Annotated in this window: 16 protein-coding genes and 2 pseudogenes; 14 read left to right on the top strand and 4 right to left on the bottom strand. The window is 56.6% G+C overall.

What is annotated here, in order from left to right:
* The first annotated feature begins 97 nt into the window (after positions 1-97).
* From BLL42_RS29990 to BLL42_RS31270, 7 genes are all read left to right on the top strand, one after another.
* On the top strand, positions 98-322 hold the full coding sequence (locus tag BLL42_RS29990; protein ID WP_129587046.1) for a hypothetical protein: 225 nt from the start codon (positions 98-100) through the stop codon (positions 320-322).
* 1,408 nt (positions 323-1,730) lie between these two features.
* Positions 1,731-2,570, top strand: a complete 840-nt coding sequence (locus BLL42_RS29005) for a MipA/OmpV family protein (protein ID WP_236722022.1) — start codon at positions 1,731-1,733, stop codon at positions 2,568-2,570.
* Positions 2,571-2,920: 350 nt separating this feature from the next.
* A complete protein-coding gene (gene tssJ, locus BLL42_RS29000) occupies positions 2,921-3,379 on the top strand; it encodes a type VI secretion system lipoprotein TssJ (RefSeq protein ID WP_408004043.1) in 459 nt (152 codons plus the stop codon).
* Between the two features lie 3 nt (positions 3,380-3,382).
* The gene (gene tssE, locus BLL42_RS28995; RefSeq protein WP_071556119.1) at positions 3,383-3,823 is read left to right on the top strand and encodes a type VI secretion system baseplate subunit TssE; all 441 of its coding nucleotides are present in this window, start codon (positions 3,383-3,385) and stop codon (positions 3,821-3,823) included.
* Positions 3,824-3,846: 23 nt separating this feature from the next.
* On the top strand, positions 3,847-3,981 hold the full coding sequence (locus BLL42_RS30910; RefSeq protein ID WP_330220792.1) for a hypothetical protein: 135 nt from the start codon (positions 3,847-3,849) through the stop codon (positions 3,979-3,981).
* 15 nt (positions 3,982-3,996) lie between these two features.
* Entirely contained in the window at positions 3,997-4,971 is a 975-nt protein-coding gene (locus BLL42_RS28990) for an OmpA family protein (protein WP_330220791.1), read from the top strand.
* A 424-nt stretch (positions 4,972-5,395) separates the two neighbouring features.
* Positions 5,396-5,629, top strand: a complete 234-nt coding sequence (locus BLL42_RS31270) for a YuaM family protein (protein WP_071556118.1) — start codon at positions 5,396-5,398, stop codon at positions 5,627-5,629.
* A 233-nt stretch (positions 5,630-5,862) separates the two neighbouring features.
* Here BLL42_RS31270 and BLL42_RS28980 read toward each other — a convergent pair whose 3' ends face one another.
* Both BLL42_RS28980 and BLL42_RS30700 read right to left on the bottom strand, forming a co-directional pair.
* Entirely contained in the window at positions 5,863-6,516 is a 654-nt protein-coding gene (locus tag BLL42_RS28980; RefSeq protein ID WP_236722021.1) for a DUF3313 family protein, read from the bottom strand.
* Positions 6,517-6,667: 151 nt separating this feature from the next.
* A pseudogene (locus BLL42_RS30700) lies at positions 6,668-7,626 on the bottom strand (MFS transporter); the annotation flags it as partial.
* 811 nt (positions 7,627-8,437) lie between these two features.
* On the opposite strand from BLL42_RS30700, the gene BLL42_RS28970 reads away from it, so the two are divergent.
* Positions 8,438-8,941 (top strand): winged helix-turn-helix domain-containing protein, encoded by a 504-nt coding sequence (locus BLL42_RS28970; RefSeq protein ID WP_071556116.1) that lies wholly within the window; start codon positions 8,438-8,440, stop codon positions 8,939-8,941.
* Positions 8,942-9,426: 485 nt separating this feature from the next.
* Here BLL42_RS28970 and BLL42_RS30155 read toward each other — a convergent pair whose 3' ends face one another.
* Positions 9,427-9,573 carry a hypothetical protein gene (locus BLL42_RS30155; RefSeq protein WP_161492376.1) on the bottom strand — a complete coding sequence of 49 codons (147 nt, stop codon included), beginning with the start codon at positions 9,571-9,573 and terminating at the stop codon, positions 9,427-9,429.
* A 213-nt stretch (positions 9,574-9,786) separates the two neighbouring features.
* On the opposite strand from BLL42_RS30155, the pseudogene BLL42_RS31225 reads away from it, so the two are divergent.
* A pseudogene (locus BLL42_RS31225) lies at positions 9,787-9,975 on the top strand (hypothetical protein); the annotation flags it as partial.
* A gap of 310 nt (positions 9,976-10,285) precedes the next feature.
* On the opposite strand, the gene glcC reads toward BLL42_RS31225, so the two are convergent.
* The gene (gene glcC / locus BLL42_RS28965; protein WP_071556115.1) at positions 10,286-11,056 is read right to left on the bottom strand and encodes a transcriptional regulator GlcC; all 771 of its coding nucleotides are present in this window, start codon (positions 11,054-11,056) and stop codon (positions 10,286-10,288) included.
* 256 nt (positions 11,057-11,312) lie between these two features.
* Between glcC and glcD the strand changes: the two genes are divergently transcribed.
* From glcD to BLL42_RS28940, 5 genes are all read left to right on the top strand, one after another.
* Positions 11,313-12,812 carry a glycolate oxidase subunit GlcD gene (glcD, locus tag BLL42_RS28960; protein ID WP_071556114.1) on the top strand — a complete coding sequence of 500 codons (1,500 nt, stop codon included), beginning with the start codon at positions 11,313-11,315 and terminating at the stop codon, positions 12,810-12,812.
* Entirely contained in the window at positions 12,812-13,867 is a 1,056-nt protein-coding gene (gene glcE, locus BLL42_RS28955) for a glycolate oxidase subunit GlcE (RefSeq protein WP_071556113.1), read from the top strand. The genes glcD and glcE overlap by 1 nt, the downstream gene beginning before the upstream one ends.
* Positions 13,868-15,085, top strand: coding sequence for a glycolate oxidase subunit GlcF (gene glcF / locus BLL42_RS28950; protein WP_071556112.1), 1,218 nt, complete (start codon positions 13,868-13,870; stop codon positions 15,083-15,085).
* A gap of 95 nt (positions 15,086-15,180) precedes the next feature.
* Positions 15,181-15,579, top strand: coding sequence for a heme-binding protein (locus BLL42_RS28945; protein ID WP_071556111.1), 399 nt, complete (start codon positions 15,181-15,183; stop codon positions 15,577-15,579).
* 102 nt (positions 15,580-15,681) lie between these two features.
* Positions 15,682-17,895, top strand: coding sequence for a malate synthase G (locus BLL42_RS28940; protein WP_071556110.1), 2,214 nt, complete (start codon positions 15,682-15,684; stop codon positions 17,893-17,895).
* Positions 17,896-17,953: the final 58 nt, after the last annotated feature.

The raw sequence follows: 17,953 nt of genomic DNA, 5'->3' as shown, positions 1-17,953 counted from the left end.
CGCTGAGTTGAACTCGGCTAAAACAAAGCCCCCACCGGATCTCGGCAGGGGCTTTGTTTTAGCGCTGATGCTGGGGGTTCAGAGGCTGTAATTCATAGTGAACATCAAGTTGCATGAGGACAAGCACGAGGCCTTCAATGATCGCTGGGAGGATCTTGATGTTGCTACTGGGCGCGATGGCTTCAGTGAACTGTTCAGTCATATCCGTATGATCTACGCCCGCTTCAAGGCGATCTATGCCGCGATCCCGGAACCAGAGGTCTCAACGTGCCATAGTGGAAGGGCCCTAGAAACCACAAATCAAGAGGAGCGTCCGGTATAAAAATTATGACCGTTAGTATCGACTTGGCTGAAAATGAACTTCAGGTGCGCAGTGTTAATGAGCATGGCAAGACCGTTCTGAGGAAGCAACTCAAATGCGACCAAGTCATCACCTTTTTGCCATCATGCCGTAGTGTCTGATCAGTATGGAGGCCTGTGGAAGCGCCCACCATTGGGCTGGCAAGCTGCGCAGCTTGGGGCGCGATATGAGGCTGATTGACAGTCGTGCCTGTAGATGATGCGAAAACGACTGCTGATTGCGGTAGAGGTGCGCCTGTGATGCGGTAAAGCGCCTTTAGGGGGAGTTGCTCAAGGGGGGCGATGAGTTCCGAGCAGGAAAGGTCTGACTCCTGAGTGGCTAGTGTTTTTGAACCTCAACCCTGGAGGGCATCAGAAATAGCTGATTACTTCAGACCTTTCATTGCATGCTGAAGCTGTTTCTACTGTCCGAGGAAAATCTTCATGATTGTAAGCGCAAGTTCGCATTCAAAATGCTCTAACGGTGTTGGCTCCAGTAGTCTATTCGCCAGTGGTGCAAATGGTTAAGGATAAAGCACAACAGGTTATACAGGCGGTCAAGGATTCACATCGCAAGTTACTGGCCCTGTTGTTGTGCCCCAACAGTAGTAATCAGTAATCAGTAATCTGAAAGGGCTCTGTGAGTGAGCGACCAATGTGATTACACGCTGATAGTCGAGCGGCGCGGGTTTTCTATGATTGACAGCGATATCAGAAGATCTGATTGATCGTGTTGCGAAAGGCAGCGGCAACGTTACGTTGTTCCTGATCAAGATTGTAAACGACATCCCCTCAGCCGGAAATTCGCAGCTGTGCAGACTACTCAGCGTTAAGGAAGCAGCATATATATCGAAGTTGTCTGTCGAATATCTCGTCTCTGTGCGGTCGAAACGCCTAGTTTTTTCTCATTAAATCAGCGGCCTAGCGTCCCCTGCTCTCGTTGGGACTGCTCAGCCGCCAGATACACTTTGTTGGAAGCTGCGCGTCAACAACCTGTTCAATCGTGAAATCGACAGTGAGTCAATGGACTGGTCAGAGGTGTTGCGTCGCAATATCTTGTTTTAAAGTCGGGTGTGTACTGATTGATCGTTCGATAGTACCATTTTGGATGGTTGCAAAACGGTCGTTAACGTGCTTGTGGCGCTTAAAGTTGAAGCTTTCGACCCATTTTCAGTCTACGCATACCAGTTGCATGCGCGTAGATACAGAACAGTCGTAATTTGGTAACCCGGACAAGAGGTATGCATGACGAAGGGGAGGAAGTGAAGTGCCGCCAAAGCTGCGCTGGTACTGGATAGGGGGCTTTTATCGGGACCCTTGAAGGGTGGTTGTTTTATGGAGCCTGCCGGTCTCAGGCTAGGCCTTTCAGTATTTTTTCAGGCGATTCGATCATGTCATCACGTGCTTTCTCTGCATTTTCATTCAAGCCCGTTCGCACTCTATCGGCGACATTGGCAATTCTTGCTGTCGGTGGCCAGTCCATGGCCTCTGCATCGACGCAGACCATAGACACCTTGGCCAAGTCGTCTGGCGAGCGCCGAGCGGAAACTGAAATCAGCGATTCAAAGTGGGCCATCGGGTTTGCAGGTGGCATTGACTATCGAGTCTATCGTGATTTTGACGACAAAGTACGCGGCTTTCCAGTGGTGACTTATGAGGGCGAATATATTCACGTGTTCGGTTCCGGTGTGGACTTAAAACTACCATCGGTAGGACCTGTGACGTTCCGTCTGCGCGGAAAATACATCAGCGAAGGCTACGAATCAGGTGATTCCTCTTTTCTTCGAGGCATGAGTGATCGCGATAGCAGTTTCTGGGTAGGTGGTGTTGCTACCTGGAGATCTGAGTTGGTTAGATTGTCAGCCGAAGTCCTTACTGACGCCATGAATAACAGCAAAGGATCTCGTGCAAAACTGCAGATCGATCATCGATTCTCTGCTGGAGCCTTTGGCTTTACGCCGCGACTGGTCGCCGAGTGGGTGGACAAAAACTATGTGGACTACTACTACGGCGTAGCTGCAGGTGAAGTGATTGGCGGGCGCCAGCGCTACCAGGGCGATTCAACAGTCAATACCGAGGCTGGCATACGTATGGATTGGCTCTTGGCGATTAATCACTCGGTTTTCTTTGATCTGGGCGCCACTCGAATGGGAGGGGCGATCAAAGACAGCCCATTGGTTGAAAAGGACACTCAGTACGGTGTCGGTTTCGGTTATTTTTATCGCTTCTAAATTTAAGTGAAATAACGCAGGGCGACTGGCTCGGTTCCCGCTCGGAAAATTCGGAGTTTGGTCTCCGCCTAAGAGCTTTTGTCCATTCAAAAAAACGGTTGCTAAGTTGATCATTTTCATACTCGGTTCAGGATGTGTCGCAACGCTGAGCAGTTTCACAACCTAGGCTCCGGATTGAGCGTTCGGGGTGTCGACAAGGTCGCCGATAATATTGAAAGCGACAGTTAAAAAGCACATAGCAACCCCCAATGCAGAGAGGCACAGCATGTCGCGTACCGTTTTTAATCTATTGAAGGTGGCGGTGCTCGGTGCTCGGTGCACTGCTGAGCGGGTGCGGGTTGACTCAGATCGTGTCCGACGCCACCAAGTCTACAGTCAAGGCAATCCTCTACAAACAAGTGAAGACCTTACACCTGGACTTTACCGGCCGGGCAGCGATGAACATCGACGTGACGGACATGAGTGGCTTATCCGTGCCCACCGTGGTGCGTGTGTATCAACTGCGCGACAACAAAGTCGTGGACAAGGCGACCTATGACAGTGTGCTAAGTGATGCCGACAACCTGTTGCGCGCCGATCTGCTGGACCAACAAGCCATGGTGGTCAAACCCGGGGAGGGCGCACAGCTGGACATGCCTCTGCATAAAGACGCTCAGTTCGTCACCGTGGTGGCGTTGTTTCGCACGCCCGACACACAAAAAAACACCTGGCGCCTGACGTTGACTCGCGATGACCTGGACCCAGACCGGGCACGGGTCATTGAACTGGGCAACAATCGGCTGACCCTGCAACCCTTGGCGGAGGAGTAAGTCGTGAGCGAACTGAACCCTTCGCTCTACGAGATGCTTCTGCAGAATTTCGACGGTGAGTTGGACTTGTATCGCGTCCGGGAAGAGGACCAGCACACCCTATCGGTGCTGGACAACCTGCAGCGCATCCTCAGCAGCCGGGCGGGATCGCTCAGTCACCTGCCAGACTACGGCCTGCCAGACATGGGCCTGATCCTGCAAGGGCTGCCCGCCTCAGCGCATGGGCTGATGGGCACGCTGGTCAATACCTTGCTCAAGTACGAACCGCGACTGGCGGCGGTGAACATCGAACTGCTGCCACAGACCCAACCTGGCCATCTGGAGTACGTTCTGGACGCGCAACTGAAAGGGGGCGAGCGGGTGACCTTCGGCACGACCCTGGCGCCTGAGGGGAAAGTGTTGGTGCGTCACTTGAAGCGGCAGAACTACCTGTCAAAGCCGTAAACCTATAACAGAAGGGAAGCTGGATGACGGCGTTATTTGAAATGCGTATCCGGGTCGGCGGTGACCCGCGTGGCTTCGGCGAATTTACAGCGTTGCGTGATGAGTTGGCCAAACTGAGCCATCCTGCGTGCCCGGACGTCGACTGGGCGAAGGTCTAGCAGTTGTGCCTGACGTTGTTTCACAACAACGGCGCAGAGTTGCAAACCGCCGCCTCTTTTGCCCTGGCCCGCAGCCAACGCCACGGGCTGGAGGGCATGGCGCAAGGGGTGACACTGATCGAGGCGCTGTGCAGCGAGTGGTCCAGCGTGTGGTCGCCCATGACCACCGTGCGCCTGGATATCCTGGCCTGGTTGTTCGCTCAGTTGCAGCCATTGCTACGGAGTCTGGAGATCACTGCCTGGACGTTACCCGCGCTGGTGCGTCTGGACAGTGAGTTAGAGCGACTGTCCATGCAACTGGCGCGCCAGGGACAGGTGCCTCTGGTCACGTTGCAGGCGTTGTGTCATCAGGTCGGTGGGTTGATACACCGTCTAGAGCGTAACGGCGCTTCGGGTGAAAGGTTGCCGATATCAACCAGAGTCCCGGAGCCGGCTTTTGTGATGCCAGTGGTCATCTTGCCCGCCCACCCGATGCCTGAGGTACCACCTGCTGCCTCGAAATCCCATAAGCGCTCCTTTGCTTTGTGGCTATTTGCGTTTTTCGTCGCCGTCGCCCTGGCGTGCGGTTTTGGCTGGTTTATCGCTTCACAACAGCACCCGGCCGGGGCCGAACCGGTGCAGTTGGACAGCTTGTCGCTGTTCGATGCCGGCAGCACCGAACTCAAGGCAGGCTCGACCAAGGTGCTGATCAATGCCTTGGCCAGCATACAGGCTCAATCCGGCTGGTTGATTGAGATCGTCGGGCACACCGACACCACGGGTAACGCGGAGCAGAACCTTCAAATCTCATACGCTCACGCCTTGGCAGTACGCGACTGGATGCAACGTATGGGCGACATCCCCGACAACTGTTTTGCTGTCCAGGGGGCGGCAGGCAGTCAACCGATTACCAGCAATGATACCGCGTCCGGGAGAGCGGCCAACCGCCGGGTGGATATCCGCTTGGTGCCGCAAGTGGAAGCTTGTGCGCGGCCCTCTACAGGCTATTAAAGCAGGAGTTGTTTGCAATGGAAAAGAACGCTTGTTTAGATTTTTAAGAATCGTCAATTAAGTAATCATGGAGCGCGAATGTCACCTTTAATCGATCGAACGATCCAGGTACTGAAAGAGCTAAGCCGCTGTGAACCACGAAAAGTGCGGCGTACAGGTTTGGAAAAAAAGGCGCAAGTAATCGCCAATTGGTGTTTGGGGCTTTCTCTGCTTTTTCTTGTCGCCAATGGATGCTTCTTTTTTTCTATGGCACTAGACCTCCGTCTATATATGCCAAAATATTTGTGTTGCTGATGAGCTCAATTTTCATGTTATTGGCCATGTCCACATTAATTGCACCGACGGTGGCTTCGTTTTTGCTGGCTTTTCGCTGGAAAAACTGGCACTTGAGGGGCTATGTGATGAGATTCGTCATGAGCAAGCGATGGCTGAACGGTTGGCTAATTACGAGTCCGCAGCTTTGAAGGACGCCCGGTTTTGGCTGGAGCGTGAAGTTAGACGTATCAGTGAACGTACAGGGCAATTTTTCGGGGAGAAGACAGCCGTAAGCAAAACTGTGGAGACAGCATCTACTTTCGGCCTGCGCAAAGCGCAGTATGGCAGTAGCGCGACTCCTTTCGCTCTCGTCCCGATGGTTCGCTCAATCCTGAGCATGTAGCCCGGGATACGAGTGTGAGCAAGGTTCTATCAGCAATGATTTTGTGTATTTCGGGGGGGGCTGAGCTTCCTGACGATCTGAGGGACCAGCATGGCCGGGCTCTATGCAAAACCGGCATCGGCTTAACCACTGTTGACGACCCGCCACTGATTGCGAGCCTTGAACTATGGATTCGAAGCCTTCAAGTAAGTGGCTATCAGGGGGTTCCATTCAGTCTGGGACACGATCATTGCTTATTGTCGGCGGGAGCGGGCTTTTTCCAAATCTACCGCTAAACGCACAGCGGCTTGGTCAATAATCTTTTCTGCGACTGCCAAGCGAGAAAAGGCGACGGTTGCATCTGCCCCAGGCCGGCTACGTGTTCCAACGAATGCCACGCTTGGCTCTAAAGCCATGCCCTCAAAAACCTCCCCCGCCAACGTAATTGATCCGAGAAACAGCCCTTTGGAGCTTAATAAATTAACTAGCGCAAACGGCGGGACCATCATTACAATCTGTGCTTTGCTCGTTGGCGTAAGGGCGATTATTCGAAAATGTATACTCAGCACGCCTGGAGCCGGGCGGGGGGCAAGCGTCAACTTCTCGCCAAGACTGAGTTGAAGTCTGTTCTCTGCATAATGAGCGATCTCGATCGCTTCTTCTTTCGTTATAGAATTTGAACTGCCAACTCCATCAGATTCGATAACGATAGGCGCCACGTAGAATTTATTATAGTTTCCAAGGTTGGCGTTTTCCTTTACGTATATCAAAGTATCGCGTTCGTCAGCGCTCGCTTTTAGCTGAGGATAATCGTCCGGAATTGCTATTTTTGTTGGTGCGCATCCGGAAAGCCCTAACATCGAAATAGCCATCCATATTGGCAAGATTTTGATACCAAGAGAAAACATTTTTTGCCTGATCCTTATTGGGAATAACAGATTATATTCAGTGGCGCGTTGCGCGAGCGGTAAGCTAGATTGCGGTAGTATAATGTTCCCCGACATTGTCCTCAAGGTCTGAGCAACCTTATATGGATCTGCCCGCAACCCAGGCACGATCTTACGTCGGTGGTTCGGCCTGAAATTTTCCGCTCTCAAGCATACACACGGTAATTACCAAGGGAATTAACGAAACCCACAGCACAGTTGCCCAATCATAGGCGGCTAGAAGGCCTCCCGAAGCGAAAGAGCCAGCAGCCATGGTTCCAAAGATGATGACGTCATTGAGGGGTTGCACCTTGTTTTTCTCTTCAGGCCGATGGCATTGCAGTACCAGCGTCGATGCGCCGACAAAGCTGAAGTTCCATCCTACGCCAAGTAGGGTCAAGGTCAACCAGAAATGGGCAACATCAAAGCCGGTAAGTCTGATTGTCGCTGACAGGCCAGTCAGCGCCAGGCCGGCGGCCACGATAAGCCCCGCGCCAAAACACGTGATAAGCCGCCCTGTGAAAAAAGCCAGGCCAAAATTGGCAACTTTGCTGCGAGTGACCGCAAAGATGTATGGCGTGCGGGGCGGCCGTCATGAGAAAGTTCATTGGCATGTAGGAGGCCGCGCCGCACACGACCGCAGTGATGAATCGCGATTGTCGAATGATCTGCGCCAGGGGGGTGGCGTCCGCGCGCAACTTGTGTGGCGCTGGGGGTGGGTAGGCACACATCCAGCAGCACTAACGCCGAGAGTGCGGCAACGGCAGCCTGCGTAAGGAAGGTTGCCGCAAACATATGAGTGGGCCAAAGGTACATCGTGTGCGTGACCAACTGCGGGCCGACCACGCCAGTGAGCACGCTGCCCTCATTATGAAGGAAAGCGCGAGTGCACGCTTTGCGGGCGAGACACCGTCAGCAGCCGCGAAGCGGAAAGACAATACGACCGCCGCATAGGCACTACCAAAGAAAGTGCCCGGGCAGAACAGCCAGAACGAGTTTAGGACGACGGCTGCGGCAGCCAGCCCACCAGTACGCCGCAAGCCGTTCTCGCAAAAAGGCCGCCTGTCGATCGTAGTGGCGGACAAGTGCCCCTAATCGCCCCTCGTGGCTTAAACGACAATGGAGTTTGCACCGGCCAGCGCCTGATCTGGCCGTGGATTTCGTTCTCGCGGACTCGCCTTATCTGGTGGACAATCAGGACCGATCGGGCCGTCGCATCGCCAATGACAGGTCCGATAGTTCCACGGGGCTTTGTTGACCTTTTTCGACCCTCGGTGCCGGTCTCGTCCCCTCGCCGTCGAAAGACCTCAGCCAACCTCTCCCGAGGCATTGCGGCGACGATTGCGGCGGTATAGTGTTGCTGCTGGTCGGAGCGGAATTGCTGAACAAACAGTTTCGGGCCCTGCACACTGGGGTTTACCTGGCCCAACTGGCCTCGCGGATCGAAGAAATTCAATGCGACGTACTGTAGCCGCTGTTTGGGGTTGTGGAAAGATAGGTGGCTAAGCGCTTTTTGCAGGTCAGCCAGGGCTATTGGAGGCGCAGTATCAACTGGTCAGGGCTTGCCAGCGGTTAATGGCGCCGTGGGGCCAGACCCGGCTTACGCTGGAGGTGGTTGAAATGGCCGGGCAGTGGATGAGTGAAGGGCGGCGTGATGAGGTGGTATAGCCGTCGTAAAGCGTCGCCGAAGGTCATCCTCTCGCATGGCAGAAGGTGCTCCAGCTGCATTTGATTGTCCGAGGTCTGGCTATGGCTTGATGCGACTTGTCCTGTCTGCGCCCTACTGGTATGGCTTCGTGGGGCGTTAAAGTCGGCTCAAGCCCAAAGTGGGCGCCTTTGCATGTACACCCCTGTGCCTCGTTGATAGTCTGGCCGTCGATTAATTCGACAGAGGTGTATCAGCATGACCATCTACTTGATCGGGGGGAAAGCTCTATTCGACAGCAATGACTCATACATGACATCCGTGAGTGATGCGGGCCATAAGGTTTTGATTGGAAGCGTGGCCGGCAGGTGTTTCAAGGCCCTACTCGATGGCAATGGAGAGGTGGTCAAAAAAAGGAGCATCATCGAGAAGGCGTGGGGCAGTTTCGGGCTTGAGGTCACCGACAACAGCTTGGTTCAGGCAATCCGGCAGATGCGCCTTGCCATGAAGGCATTTGACCTTCCTGAAAATGCGCTCAGCACAGTACCCAGGATTGGTTACACATTAACCGTAGCTATTGAGGTAGTCCCCGGCACCAACACACCGGCGGCACGTATGCCGCCGGTAAACTCAGAAAATCGACCAGTAGCCCCGCAGCAGCGTTCCAGGTTTAAAATGTCCCAAGCGCTCGTTGCTGGAATTTCCTCGATAATTGGCTTTGGGCTTGGGTTATTAGTCACCATGACAACAGCCAGCACCTGAGATAGACCCACCCCAGCGCCATCTCATTGGCATTGCGGTTACCGACAATCGAGCCGCATGACACTCTGATAAGCAGCCAGTTCGCAGGCGAGCCAATAGATGTTGTTCATCCATTGTGGCTCCCCAAGGGCTTACTCGAAATGCTCCCTGCTGAGTCCAAGCTGTTTCGGATCACCTCGGAGGACCCGCAAGGGCAGCATCTGGTTTGAGAGTGCTGTTCGCTGTAACCACTGCCGAAACGGGTTTGCAGGTTGAGGTCGATGTGATCCACCCGCGTGGCGTGGATCGGAGCGCGCTAGGAAGCGTCAAACAAACCGATGGTTTCCTGCGCATGGGTCCCCCCGCGCACGGATCAAGGCCCCTAGCGTACTTGTGTCTTCACCTTGCCATTGCTGCGGGTAAGCCAGTGCCACCGTGACCTAGTCGGCGCTCATGCCGAAAGTGCGCGCAGTTCAAAGCGTCACGATGAGCCATCTCAGGTTCAGCTAGAACTGATCGAAATAGAGAACAGTCACCAGCCCAAGGTATGCCAGGATCGTCTCGGTCATGGCTGCGATCTTCCAAGCGTTGTTCACGATCGGAGCAATGTCGCAATAAATCGTGGCGCAGGTGGCTGGCTTGTTGAGTTTCATAATGGCGCTACCTGACGACTGTCGGCTCATGCTAAGAGCCTCCGCGAGTATGCCGAGTGTCCAGGGTCGGATGAGGCAGCATGGTGGGATTCCTTGGGGGCAGTGGTAGTAACCGGGGCCGCGCAGGTTGGTGTGGGCGAGTGCGGGGCTGGCATGGATGAAATTCAGACCGACTCCGTCGGACACCCGAAGCAACGGCAGCTATATCGGTAAGGCAAGCAGCCGCAGGCGCTGGAGGAGGCGACCACCAGCGGCGTGAAGTCTGAAGATGGCTTCACCCAAGGTTGTCGCAACAGCTTCAGCGCCATTCCCTGGGACGTGTTCTACCGTCCGCCGCTGGTCACGCGCCCGTCAGTACTGGTCAGCCAGACTGCCCGAGTCACCGGTCCAGTAGGGGAGAAAAGGCATACACCATGCCCCACCTACCTTCTAGTTTCGCTTGCGATTCGATCAGGTTTCAGTGTTAGGAACCAATCCGACATTAAGTTCGAAGATACGCCGGTGCTTGCACATTTGGTGCGAGCACTGTCACCTACTTTCCTCCGAGCAACAATTGATCAGGTCCTCTCACCATGAGAGCCCTCGGCACGGATTATTGTCAGGATGCCGGTAGCTAGGTCGTGTTTTTTAGCAGGCGAGGGAGGTTGAGAATGCTGATTTCGCCGGGGATACGTTCGAGCCCCAGCCCTGCTAACTGGCGCGGAATGGCCTGCTATGACCAGCTTTCCAAGCGTATAGTGATGCGCACCAGGCGTTGCTCGTCTTGTTCGATTTCCTTGAGGTTATCGCGAATGCTGTAGATATGGTTGCGGGCTGCACGTTGCGCTTGTTCTGGCAGCCGTTCGAGTATGGCGTGATAGAGCCGAGTGTGCTGGCGATCAATCTGGCGTTTCTGTGGTGGGCGGTGGTAGAGATTGTTGACCGAGGCGAACACCGTGCTGAGCATTAGGTCGGTGAGCGACTGAAGGATGTGCAGCAGCACCGGGTTGTGCGAGGCTTCGCAGATCGAGAGGTGGAAGGCAAGGTCTAGGCGCGCATGATCCTGAGCTTCGAAGCCCTCCGGCTGTGCGTGGGCGGCCAGCATTTCCTCATAGCGTCGGGTCAGCATAGCGAATTCCGCTGGAGTGCCGCGTAGTGCTGCTAGGCGAGCTGATTCCGCTTCCAGTAGGGCGCGCACTTCCAGTAAATCGAACAGGGTGCGCGGTTGCGAACCGAACAGGAGCATCAGTGGGCTGGCATCGCGGACACTGTTGAGATTGGCCACTCGTGAATCGCGGCCTTGGGCGGTTTCGATAATTCCGCGTCCGCGTAGCGCTTTGAGCCCCTCGCGCAGGGCTGAGCGGGAAATGCCGAGCTTCTCGCACAGGCGCCGTTCCGAGGGCAGTGGCTGGCCAGCCTTGAGCACGCCATCGACGATCAAGCGTTCGATCTTTTCCGTGACGACGTCGCTGATCTGGCGTCGTGGTACGTCTACATTCGTCATGATCGGTCCCTGCCGAACTGGTCGTACCAGTTTGTGAATGGATGGTTGTATGCGGCCAATTTAGGCAGATATCCATGTTTTCTAAGAGATTTCGCGCTGTTGTGCTGAATGGCCACTTAAGAAAACTGGTAGGACCAATTGCATGCTAGCTGGACGTTGTGGATTTGCAGGGTTAATGATGCCTGCACACCAGTCCGGGTATATCACTGCCCGGAACCGACCCAACAAGAATAACGCTTACTTTAAAGAGCCTGCCATGAGCATTTTGTACGACGAGCGTGTCGACGGCCCGCTGCCTCGGGTCGACAAACCGGCCCTATTGGCCGAGTTGCACGCGCAGATACCCGATATGGAGGTGCTGCACAACCAGGAAGACCTTAATCCCTACGAATGTGATGGCCTATCTGCCTACCGCACCACACCATTACTGGTAGTTCTGCCCGAGTGCCTGCAACAGGTGCAGCGTTTGTTGCAGATTTGTCATCAGCGCGGCGTGCCGGTGGTGGCGCGTGGTGCCGGCACTGGCCTGTCCGGTGGCGCTCTGCCGCTGGAGCAGGGCGTTTTATTGGTGCTGGCGCGGCTCAACAAAATTCTCGACATCGACCCTGGCAGACGAAGCGCGCGGGTCCAGCCCGGCGTGCGTAACCTAGCAATTTCCCAGGCCGCCGCGCCCTATGGCCTGTATTACGCGCCTGACCCATCTTCGCAGATAGCCTGCTCAATCGGCGGAAACGTCGCCGAGAATGCTGGCGGCGTGCACTGCCTGAAATACGGCCTGACCGTACATAACCTGTTCAAGTTGGAGGTTCTCACGGCCAGCGGCGAGCACCTGACGCTCGGCTCCGATGCCCTGGATGCGCCGGGCTTTGACTTGTTGGCGCTGTTCACCGGCTCGGAGGGCATGCTTGGAATCGTCACTGAGGTCACTGTCAAGTTGTTGCCCAAGCCCCAGGTGGCCAAGGTGCTACTGGCCTCTTTCGACTCGGTGGAAAAGGCCGGGCGCGCTGTGGGCGACATCATCGCTGCCGGCATCATACCCGGCGGATTGGAAATGATGGATAACCTGGCCATCCGCGCCGCCGAAGACTTTATCCATGCGGGCTACCCTGTGGAGGCCGAGGCCATTCTGCTCTGTGAGCTAGATGGCGTTGAGGCTGACGTTCAGGACGAGTGTGAGCGGGTGCGCGCGGTACTGCAGCAGGCCGGAGCCAGCCAGGTGCGTCTGGCTCGCGACGAAGCTGAGCGGGTGAAATTCTGGGCCGGGCGCAAGAACGCATTCCCTGCGGTCGGGCGCATTTCGCCGGACTACTACTGTATGGATGGCACTATCCCTCGCCGCGAATTGCCTGGGGTACTCAAGGGGATTGCCGAGCTATCTGCCGAATATGGCCTACGCGTGGCCAACGTATTCCATGCTGGCGACGGCAATATGCATCCTTTGATTCTATTCGATGCCAACCAGCCTGGCGAACTAGGGCGCGCCGAGGCCATCGGAGGTAGGATTCTCGAACTCTGTGTAAAGGTCGGCGGCAGCATCACTGGCGAGCATGGCGTGGGCCTAGAGAAGATCAACCAGATGTGCAGTCAGTTCAACAGCGATGAGTTGACCCTGTTCCACGCAGTAAAGGCGGCCTTCGACCCCCACTGTCTTCTCAATCCCGGTAAGAATATTCCGACCCTGCACCGTTGTGCCGAATTTGGTGCCATGCACGTGCATCACGGCCGACTACCCTTTCCTGAGCTGGAGCGATTCTGATGCCCGACTTTGATGCCAGCGCCGTGTTGCTGGAGCAGGTCCGCCAGGCCCTCGATAACTCAACGCCGCTACGTATTCAGGGCGGCAACAGCAAGATATTCCTCGGCCGCATGGTCGTCGGTGAGGTGCTTGATACCCGTATCCATCGCGGCATCGTCAGCTACGATCCAACTGAACTAGTTATCACAGCCCGTACCGGTACCCCGCTGACAGAACTGCAGGCGGTGCTGGATGCTGCTGGGCAAATGCTTACCTGCGAACCACCGCACTTTGGCGCTACGGCCACCGTTGGCGGCATGCTAGCCACGGGTCTTTCTGGACCACGCCGTCCTTGGGCTGGGGCGGTGCGTGACATGGTTCTCGGTACGCGGTTGATCACCGGCCTTGGCAAACAGTTGCGCTTTGGCGGCGAGGTAATGAAGAACGTCGCCGGCTACGATCTGTCACGCCTGCTGGCCGGCAGCTATGGCTGCTTGGGGGTGATTACCGAGGTTTCCCTCAAGGTTCTGCCCAAGCCGCGTCAGAGCTTCAGTCTGCGCCTAGATCTGGACGCTGGGCATGCCTTGGCGAAACTCGCTGAGTGGGGTCAGCAGCCGCTGCCGATCAGCGCTGCCAGTCACGATGGAAAGGCCCTGCACCTACGCCTAGAAGGTGGTGAGGGCTCAGTGGCTGCGGCCCGCGAACGGCTCGGCGGTGAGCCCCTCGATACAGGCTACTGGAAGCAACTGAACGAACATAACTTGACATTTTTCCGAGATCCGCAACCGTTGTGGCGACTATCACTGCCCCACAACAGCCCCCTGCTGAACCTGCCTGGCGAGCAACTGATCGATTGGGGCGGTGCCCAGCGCTGGCTGAAGTCCAGTGCTGTGGCCAGTGATATTCGCGCAGCGGCCGCAGCCGTTGGTGGGCATGCCAGCTGTTTCACGGCCGATCATTGCGATAGTCCATTCCAGCCTCTGGCCGCTCCGTTACTACGCTATCAGCGCCAGCTCAAGGCACAGCTCGACCCTCAGGGGATCTTTAACCCCGGCCGCATGTATGCAGAGGTTTAGATGCTGACCAATTTAACTGAGCAGGCTAGGGCGCTGCCGCGCGGCGAAGAAGCTGAAAGCATTTTGCGCAGCTGCGTGCACTGTGGCTTCTGCAACGCCACCTGCCCGACCTATCAACTTCTCGGCGACGAGCTGGATGGTCCACGCGGACGAATCTACCTGATCAAATTGATGCTCGAAGGCAACCCCGTTACAGCCAAGACCCAGCTGCACCTAGATCGCTGCCTGAGCTGCCGCAATTGTGAAACCACCTGCCCGTCGGGGGTGGACTATCACAACCTGCTGGATATCGGCCGTGCAATGGTCGAGCAGGCAGTGCCTCGACCGCTCAGCGAGCGACTGCTGCGGGCCAGCTTGCGCCAGGTGGTACCGCGCCCTGCGCTATTCAGAGTTCTGACTTACACCGGTCAGGCGTTGCGTCCGCTGCTGCCCGCAGGGTTGCAGGAAAAGCTGCCGCGTCAAGTGCGTGTCGCCAAGCCCCGCCCACCGCAGCTTTACAGTCGGCGTGTTTTGATGCTTGAGGGTTGTGTCCAGCCGGGGCTATCGCCCAATACCAATGCGGCGGCGGCGCGGGTGCTTGATTGTCTCGGTATCAGTGTTCAGCCCGTGCGCGAGGCCGGCTGCTGTGGAGCTCTAGACTACCATCTTAACGCCCAGGAACAGGGCTTGCAGCGGGCCCGGCGGAATATCGATGCCTGGTGGCCTGCTATCGAGCAGGGTGCCGAAGCCATCGTGCAGACCGCCAGTGGCTGTGGTGCGTTCATCAAAGATTACGCTCGAATGCTGGTTCGCGATCCGCTCTATACGGCTAAGGCGCAGCGGGTGAGTGACCTAGCTAAGGACCTAGTGGAAGTGCTACGCGGCGAACCGCTGGAGCGTCTCGGCATTCGTGCCAACCAACGCCTGGCCTTCCACTGCCCCTGCACCCTGCAACATGCCCAACAACTCGGTAGCGCAGTCGAGGCGATGCTCGTTGACCTCGGTTTTCAGCTTACTTCGGTGGCCGACAGCCATCTCTGCTGTGGTTCGGCCGGCAGCTATTCGCTGACCCAGCCGGAGCTGTCGCGGCAGTTGCGTGACAACAAACTTAATGCTCTGGAAAGCGGGCAGCCAGATGTAATTGTTACCGCCAACATCGGCTGCCAGGCCCATCTCGACGGTGCTGGGCGCACCCCGGTGCGGCACTGGATTGAGCTGGTGGACGACGCAATGAGCTGACTACCTGCGCATCGCCGGGGCCGGCCAGGTGTCTTGCGGCGGCAATAACTACCCGGATCCAACTGGGTCAAACAAATACAAATACGAGGCAGGACATGCACCACAAAACAGTACTGAGCCAGAGTGAAGTCATCCGAATCATCTGTGCCGCCCGCGCCGAGGCGCAGCTCAACGGCTGGGCCGTGGCCATTGCAGTGGTCGATGATGGCGGCCACCCTTTAGCTTTGGAACGCCTCGACGGTTGTGCGCCCATCAGCGCCTATATAGCCACCGAAAAAGCACGCACATCGGCCCTCGGGCGACGCGAATCGAAGGGTTATGAAGATATGGTCAATGGCGGGCGCAGTGCCTTCCTTTCTGCGCCGCTGCTAACGTCCCTAGAAGGTGGTGTGCCGATCCAGGTCGATGGCCAGGTGGTCGGTGCTGTAGGGGTGTCCGGGGTCAAGGCCGAGCAGGATGCTCAAGTGGCCAAAGCCGGTATCGTAGCCCTGTAAACACGTGCGTAGCCATCAGCAGACGGCCTTCGACCTGTGGGGAGACGGCAGGTTGAGCTGGACATAGGGCTTATCCCGCAATCCTCGGAAAGGAAATTAGTGATGACTGATCGCGTGAACTGTGCAGGCTTGCAAGTGGCCTGCAGCCTGCAACACTTTGTTAACCACGACGTGCTGCCTGGTACGGGCCTGCAGCCTGAAGCATTCTGGATTGGCTTCGCAGCACTTGTACATGATCTGGCACCGCAAAATCGCGCTCTGCTCGCCGAGCGCGAGCGTTTGCAGGCCGAGTTGGATTCCTGGCATCGAGGTCATCCCGGCCCAGTGATCGATATGCCGGCATACCGCACCTTTCTTGAGTCTATAGGTTACCTGCTGGCGGAGCCTGCGCAGGTGCAGATCAGCACCGCCAAAGTCGACTACGAGATCAGCAGCCAGGCTGGGCCGCAGTTGGTGGTGCCGTTGATGAATGCGCGCTATGCGCTGAATGCCGCTAATGCGCGCTGGGGCTCGCTGTATGACGCGCTCTACGGCACCGATGCGATCAGCGAAGAGGGCGGGGCGCACAAGGGCTTTGATTTTAACAAAATGCGCGGGGCTAGAGTGATCGCCTTTGCCCGCAATTTTCTCGATCAAGTTGCGCCGCTGGTCAGTGGCTCCCATGCCAAGGCAGTCAATTACCGGGTAGTTGCAGGTCAACTGCAGGTCGGACTGGCCAATGGCAGCCACAGCAGCCTGCGGCAGCCGAAGAAGTTTGTCGGTTACCAGGGCCCTGCTCTGGAGCCACTGGCCGTACTGCTTAAGAATCATGGACTGCACGTGGAAATCCAGATTGATCCGCGCAGCCCGATCGGTCAGACCGATGCCGCCGGGGTCAAGGACCTGCTGATCGAGGCGGCACTGTCGACCATTCTCGATTGTGAGGACTCGGTCGCTGCGGTGGATACCGCCGATAAGCTGCTGATCTACCGTAATTGGTTGGGCCTGATGCGCGGCGACCTCTGTGAGAGCCTGGAGAAAGGTGGTCGCTCCATCGTGCGCCGACTCAACCCAGATCGTGAGTACATCTCCGTCGACGGATCGCTCCTGACCCTGCATGGCCGTTCGCTGCTGTTTGTGCGCAATGTGGGCCACCTGATGAGCAGCCCAACGGTCCTCGACCGAGATGGCGGCGAGATTCCTGAGGGCATCCTCGACGCAGTGATGACCAGCCTAATTGCTCTGCACGACCTCAATCGGCCTGGCAACTCGCGCTGCGGCAGCGTCTATATCGTCAAGCCGAAGATGCACGGCCCGCAGGAAGTAGCTTTTGCTGACCTGCTATTCGAACGTATTGAGGACCTTATCGGTCTACCGCGGCATACGCTGAAGATGGGCATCATGGACGAGGAACGGCGAACCAGTATCAATCTCAAGGCCTGTATTGCCGCTGCCAGCGCGCGGGTGGTCTTTATCAACACCGGCTTCCTCGATCGCACCGGCGACGAGATGCACACGGCCATGGAAGCCGGGCCTATGTTGCGTAAGGGCAATATGAAAGGCGCGCGCTGGATTCAAGCCTACGAGCGCAACAACGTGTTGGTCGGCCTCAACTGCGGCCTTCGGGGGCGCGCCCAGATCGGGAAGGGGATGTGGGCCATGCCGGATCTTATGGCCGATATGCTCCTTCAGAAAATCGCTCACCCTCGGGCCGGGGCAAACACCGCTTGGGTGCCGTCACCCACCGCAGCAGTGCTACATGCGTTGCATTACCACCAGGTGGATGTACAGGTGGTGCAGCTTGAACTGGAGAAAATAGATCGGGCCGGGGAACGCGACAGCCTGCTCGATGACCTGCTGACGGTGCCGGTTGCCGCCGCGTCCGACTGGAGTTCCGCGGATATCCAGCGGGAACTTGACAACAACTGCCAGGGCATCCTCGGTTACGTGGTGCGCTGGGTCGAGCAAGGCGTGGGCTGCTCAAAAGTGCCGGATATCCACAACGTCGGCCTCATGGAAGATCGCGCTACGCTGCGCATTTCGAGCCAGCACATCGCTAATTGGCTGCACCATGGCGTGGTCAGCCGCGCCCAAGTTGAGGAGGCCCTGCAGCGAATGGCGCGAGTAGTTGATGTACAGAATGCCGGAGATCCACTGTACCGGCCGATGGCGAGTAACTATGACACTTCGGCCGCCTTCCAGGCGGCTAGCGAGTTGGTTTTCAAGGGGCGCGAGCAACCCTGCGGCTATACCGAACCCCTGTTGCATGCCTGGCGTATTCGCTTCAAACAAAAGGCTAATTTAGGCCCGCGTGCCTGGTTAGTCGGGGCCATTTAAACCTGCTTCTCTAGCTCATGGCCTGAGGCGCTTCGAGCATGGGAATGTTGCGGTCCGG

Source organism: Pseudomonas frederiksbergensis (assembly GCF_001874645.1).
GTDB classification, from domain to species: Bacteria; Pseudomonadota; Gammaproteobacteria; order Pseudomonadales; family Pseudomonadaceae; genus Aquipseudomonas; species Aquipseudomonas frederiksbergensis_B.
The sequence above is the reverse complement of the archived record's forward strand: the minus strand, read 5'-3'. Positions and strand labels throughout refer to the sequence as shown.

What these genes read in the sequence shown, in the direction of transcription:
- glcD (WP_071556114.1), top strand. Translation starts at nt 11,313, where the DNA reads ATGAGCATTTTGTACGACGAGCGTGTCGACGGCCCGCTGCCTCGGGTC.
- BLL42_RS28970 (WP_071556116.1), top strand. Translation starts at nt 8,438, where the DNA reads ATGACCATCTACTTGATCGGGGGGAAAGCTCTATTCGACAGCAATGAC.
- BLL42_RS30910 (WP_330220792.1), top strand. Translation starts at nt 3,847, where the DNA reads ATGACGGCGTTATTTGAAATGCGTATCCGGGTCGGCGGTGACCCGCGT.
- glcE (WP_071556113.1), top strand. Translation starts at nt 12,812, where the DNA reads ATGCCCGACTTTGATGCCAGCGCCGTGTTGCTGGAGCAGGTCCGCCAG.
- BLL42_RS28980 (WP_236722021.1), bottom strand. Translation starts at nt 6,516, where the DNA reads ATGTTTTCTCTTGGTATCAAAATCTTGCCAATATGGATGGCTATTTCG.
- BLL42_RS30155 (WP_161492376.1), bottom strand. Translation starts at nt 9,573, where the DNA reads ATGAAACTCAACAAGCCAGCCACCTGCGCCACGATTTATTGCGACATT.
- glcC (WP_071556115.1), bottom strand. Translation starts at nt 11,056, where the DNA reads ATGACGAATGTAGACGTACCACGACGCCAGATCAGCGACGTCGTCACG.
- BLL42_RS31270 (WP_071556118.1), top strand. Translation starts at nt 5,396, where the DNA reads ATGGCTGAACGGTTGGCTAATTACGAGTCCGCAGCTTTGAAGGACGCC.
- BLL42_RS29005 (WP_236722022.1), top strand. Translation starts at nt 1,731, where the DNA reads ATGTCATCACGTGCTTTCTCTGCATTTTCATTCAAGCCCGTTCGCACT.
- glcF (WP_071556112.1), top strand. Translation starts at nt 13,868, where the DNA reads ATGCTGACCAATTTAACTGAGCAGGCTAGGGCGCTGCCGCGCGGCGAA.
- BLL42_RS28940 (WP_071556110.1), top strand. Translation starts at nt 15,682, where the DNA reads ATGACTGATCGCGTGAACTGTGCAGGCTTGCAAGTGGCCTGCAGCCTG.
- BLL42_RS28945 (WP_071556111.1), top strand. Translation starts at nt 15,181, where the DNA reads ATGCACCACAAAACAGTACTGAGCCAGAGTGAAGTCATCCGAATCATC.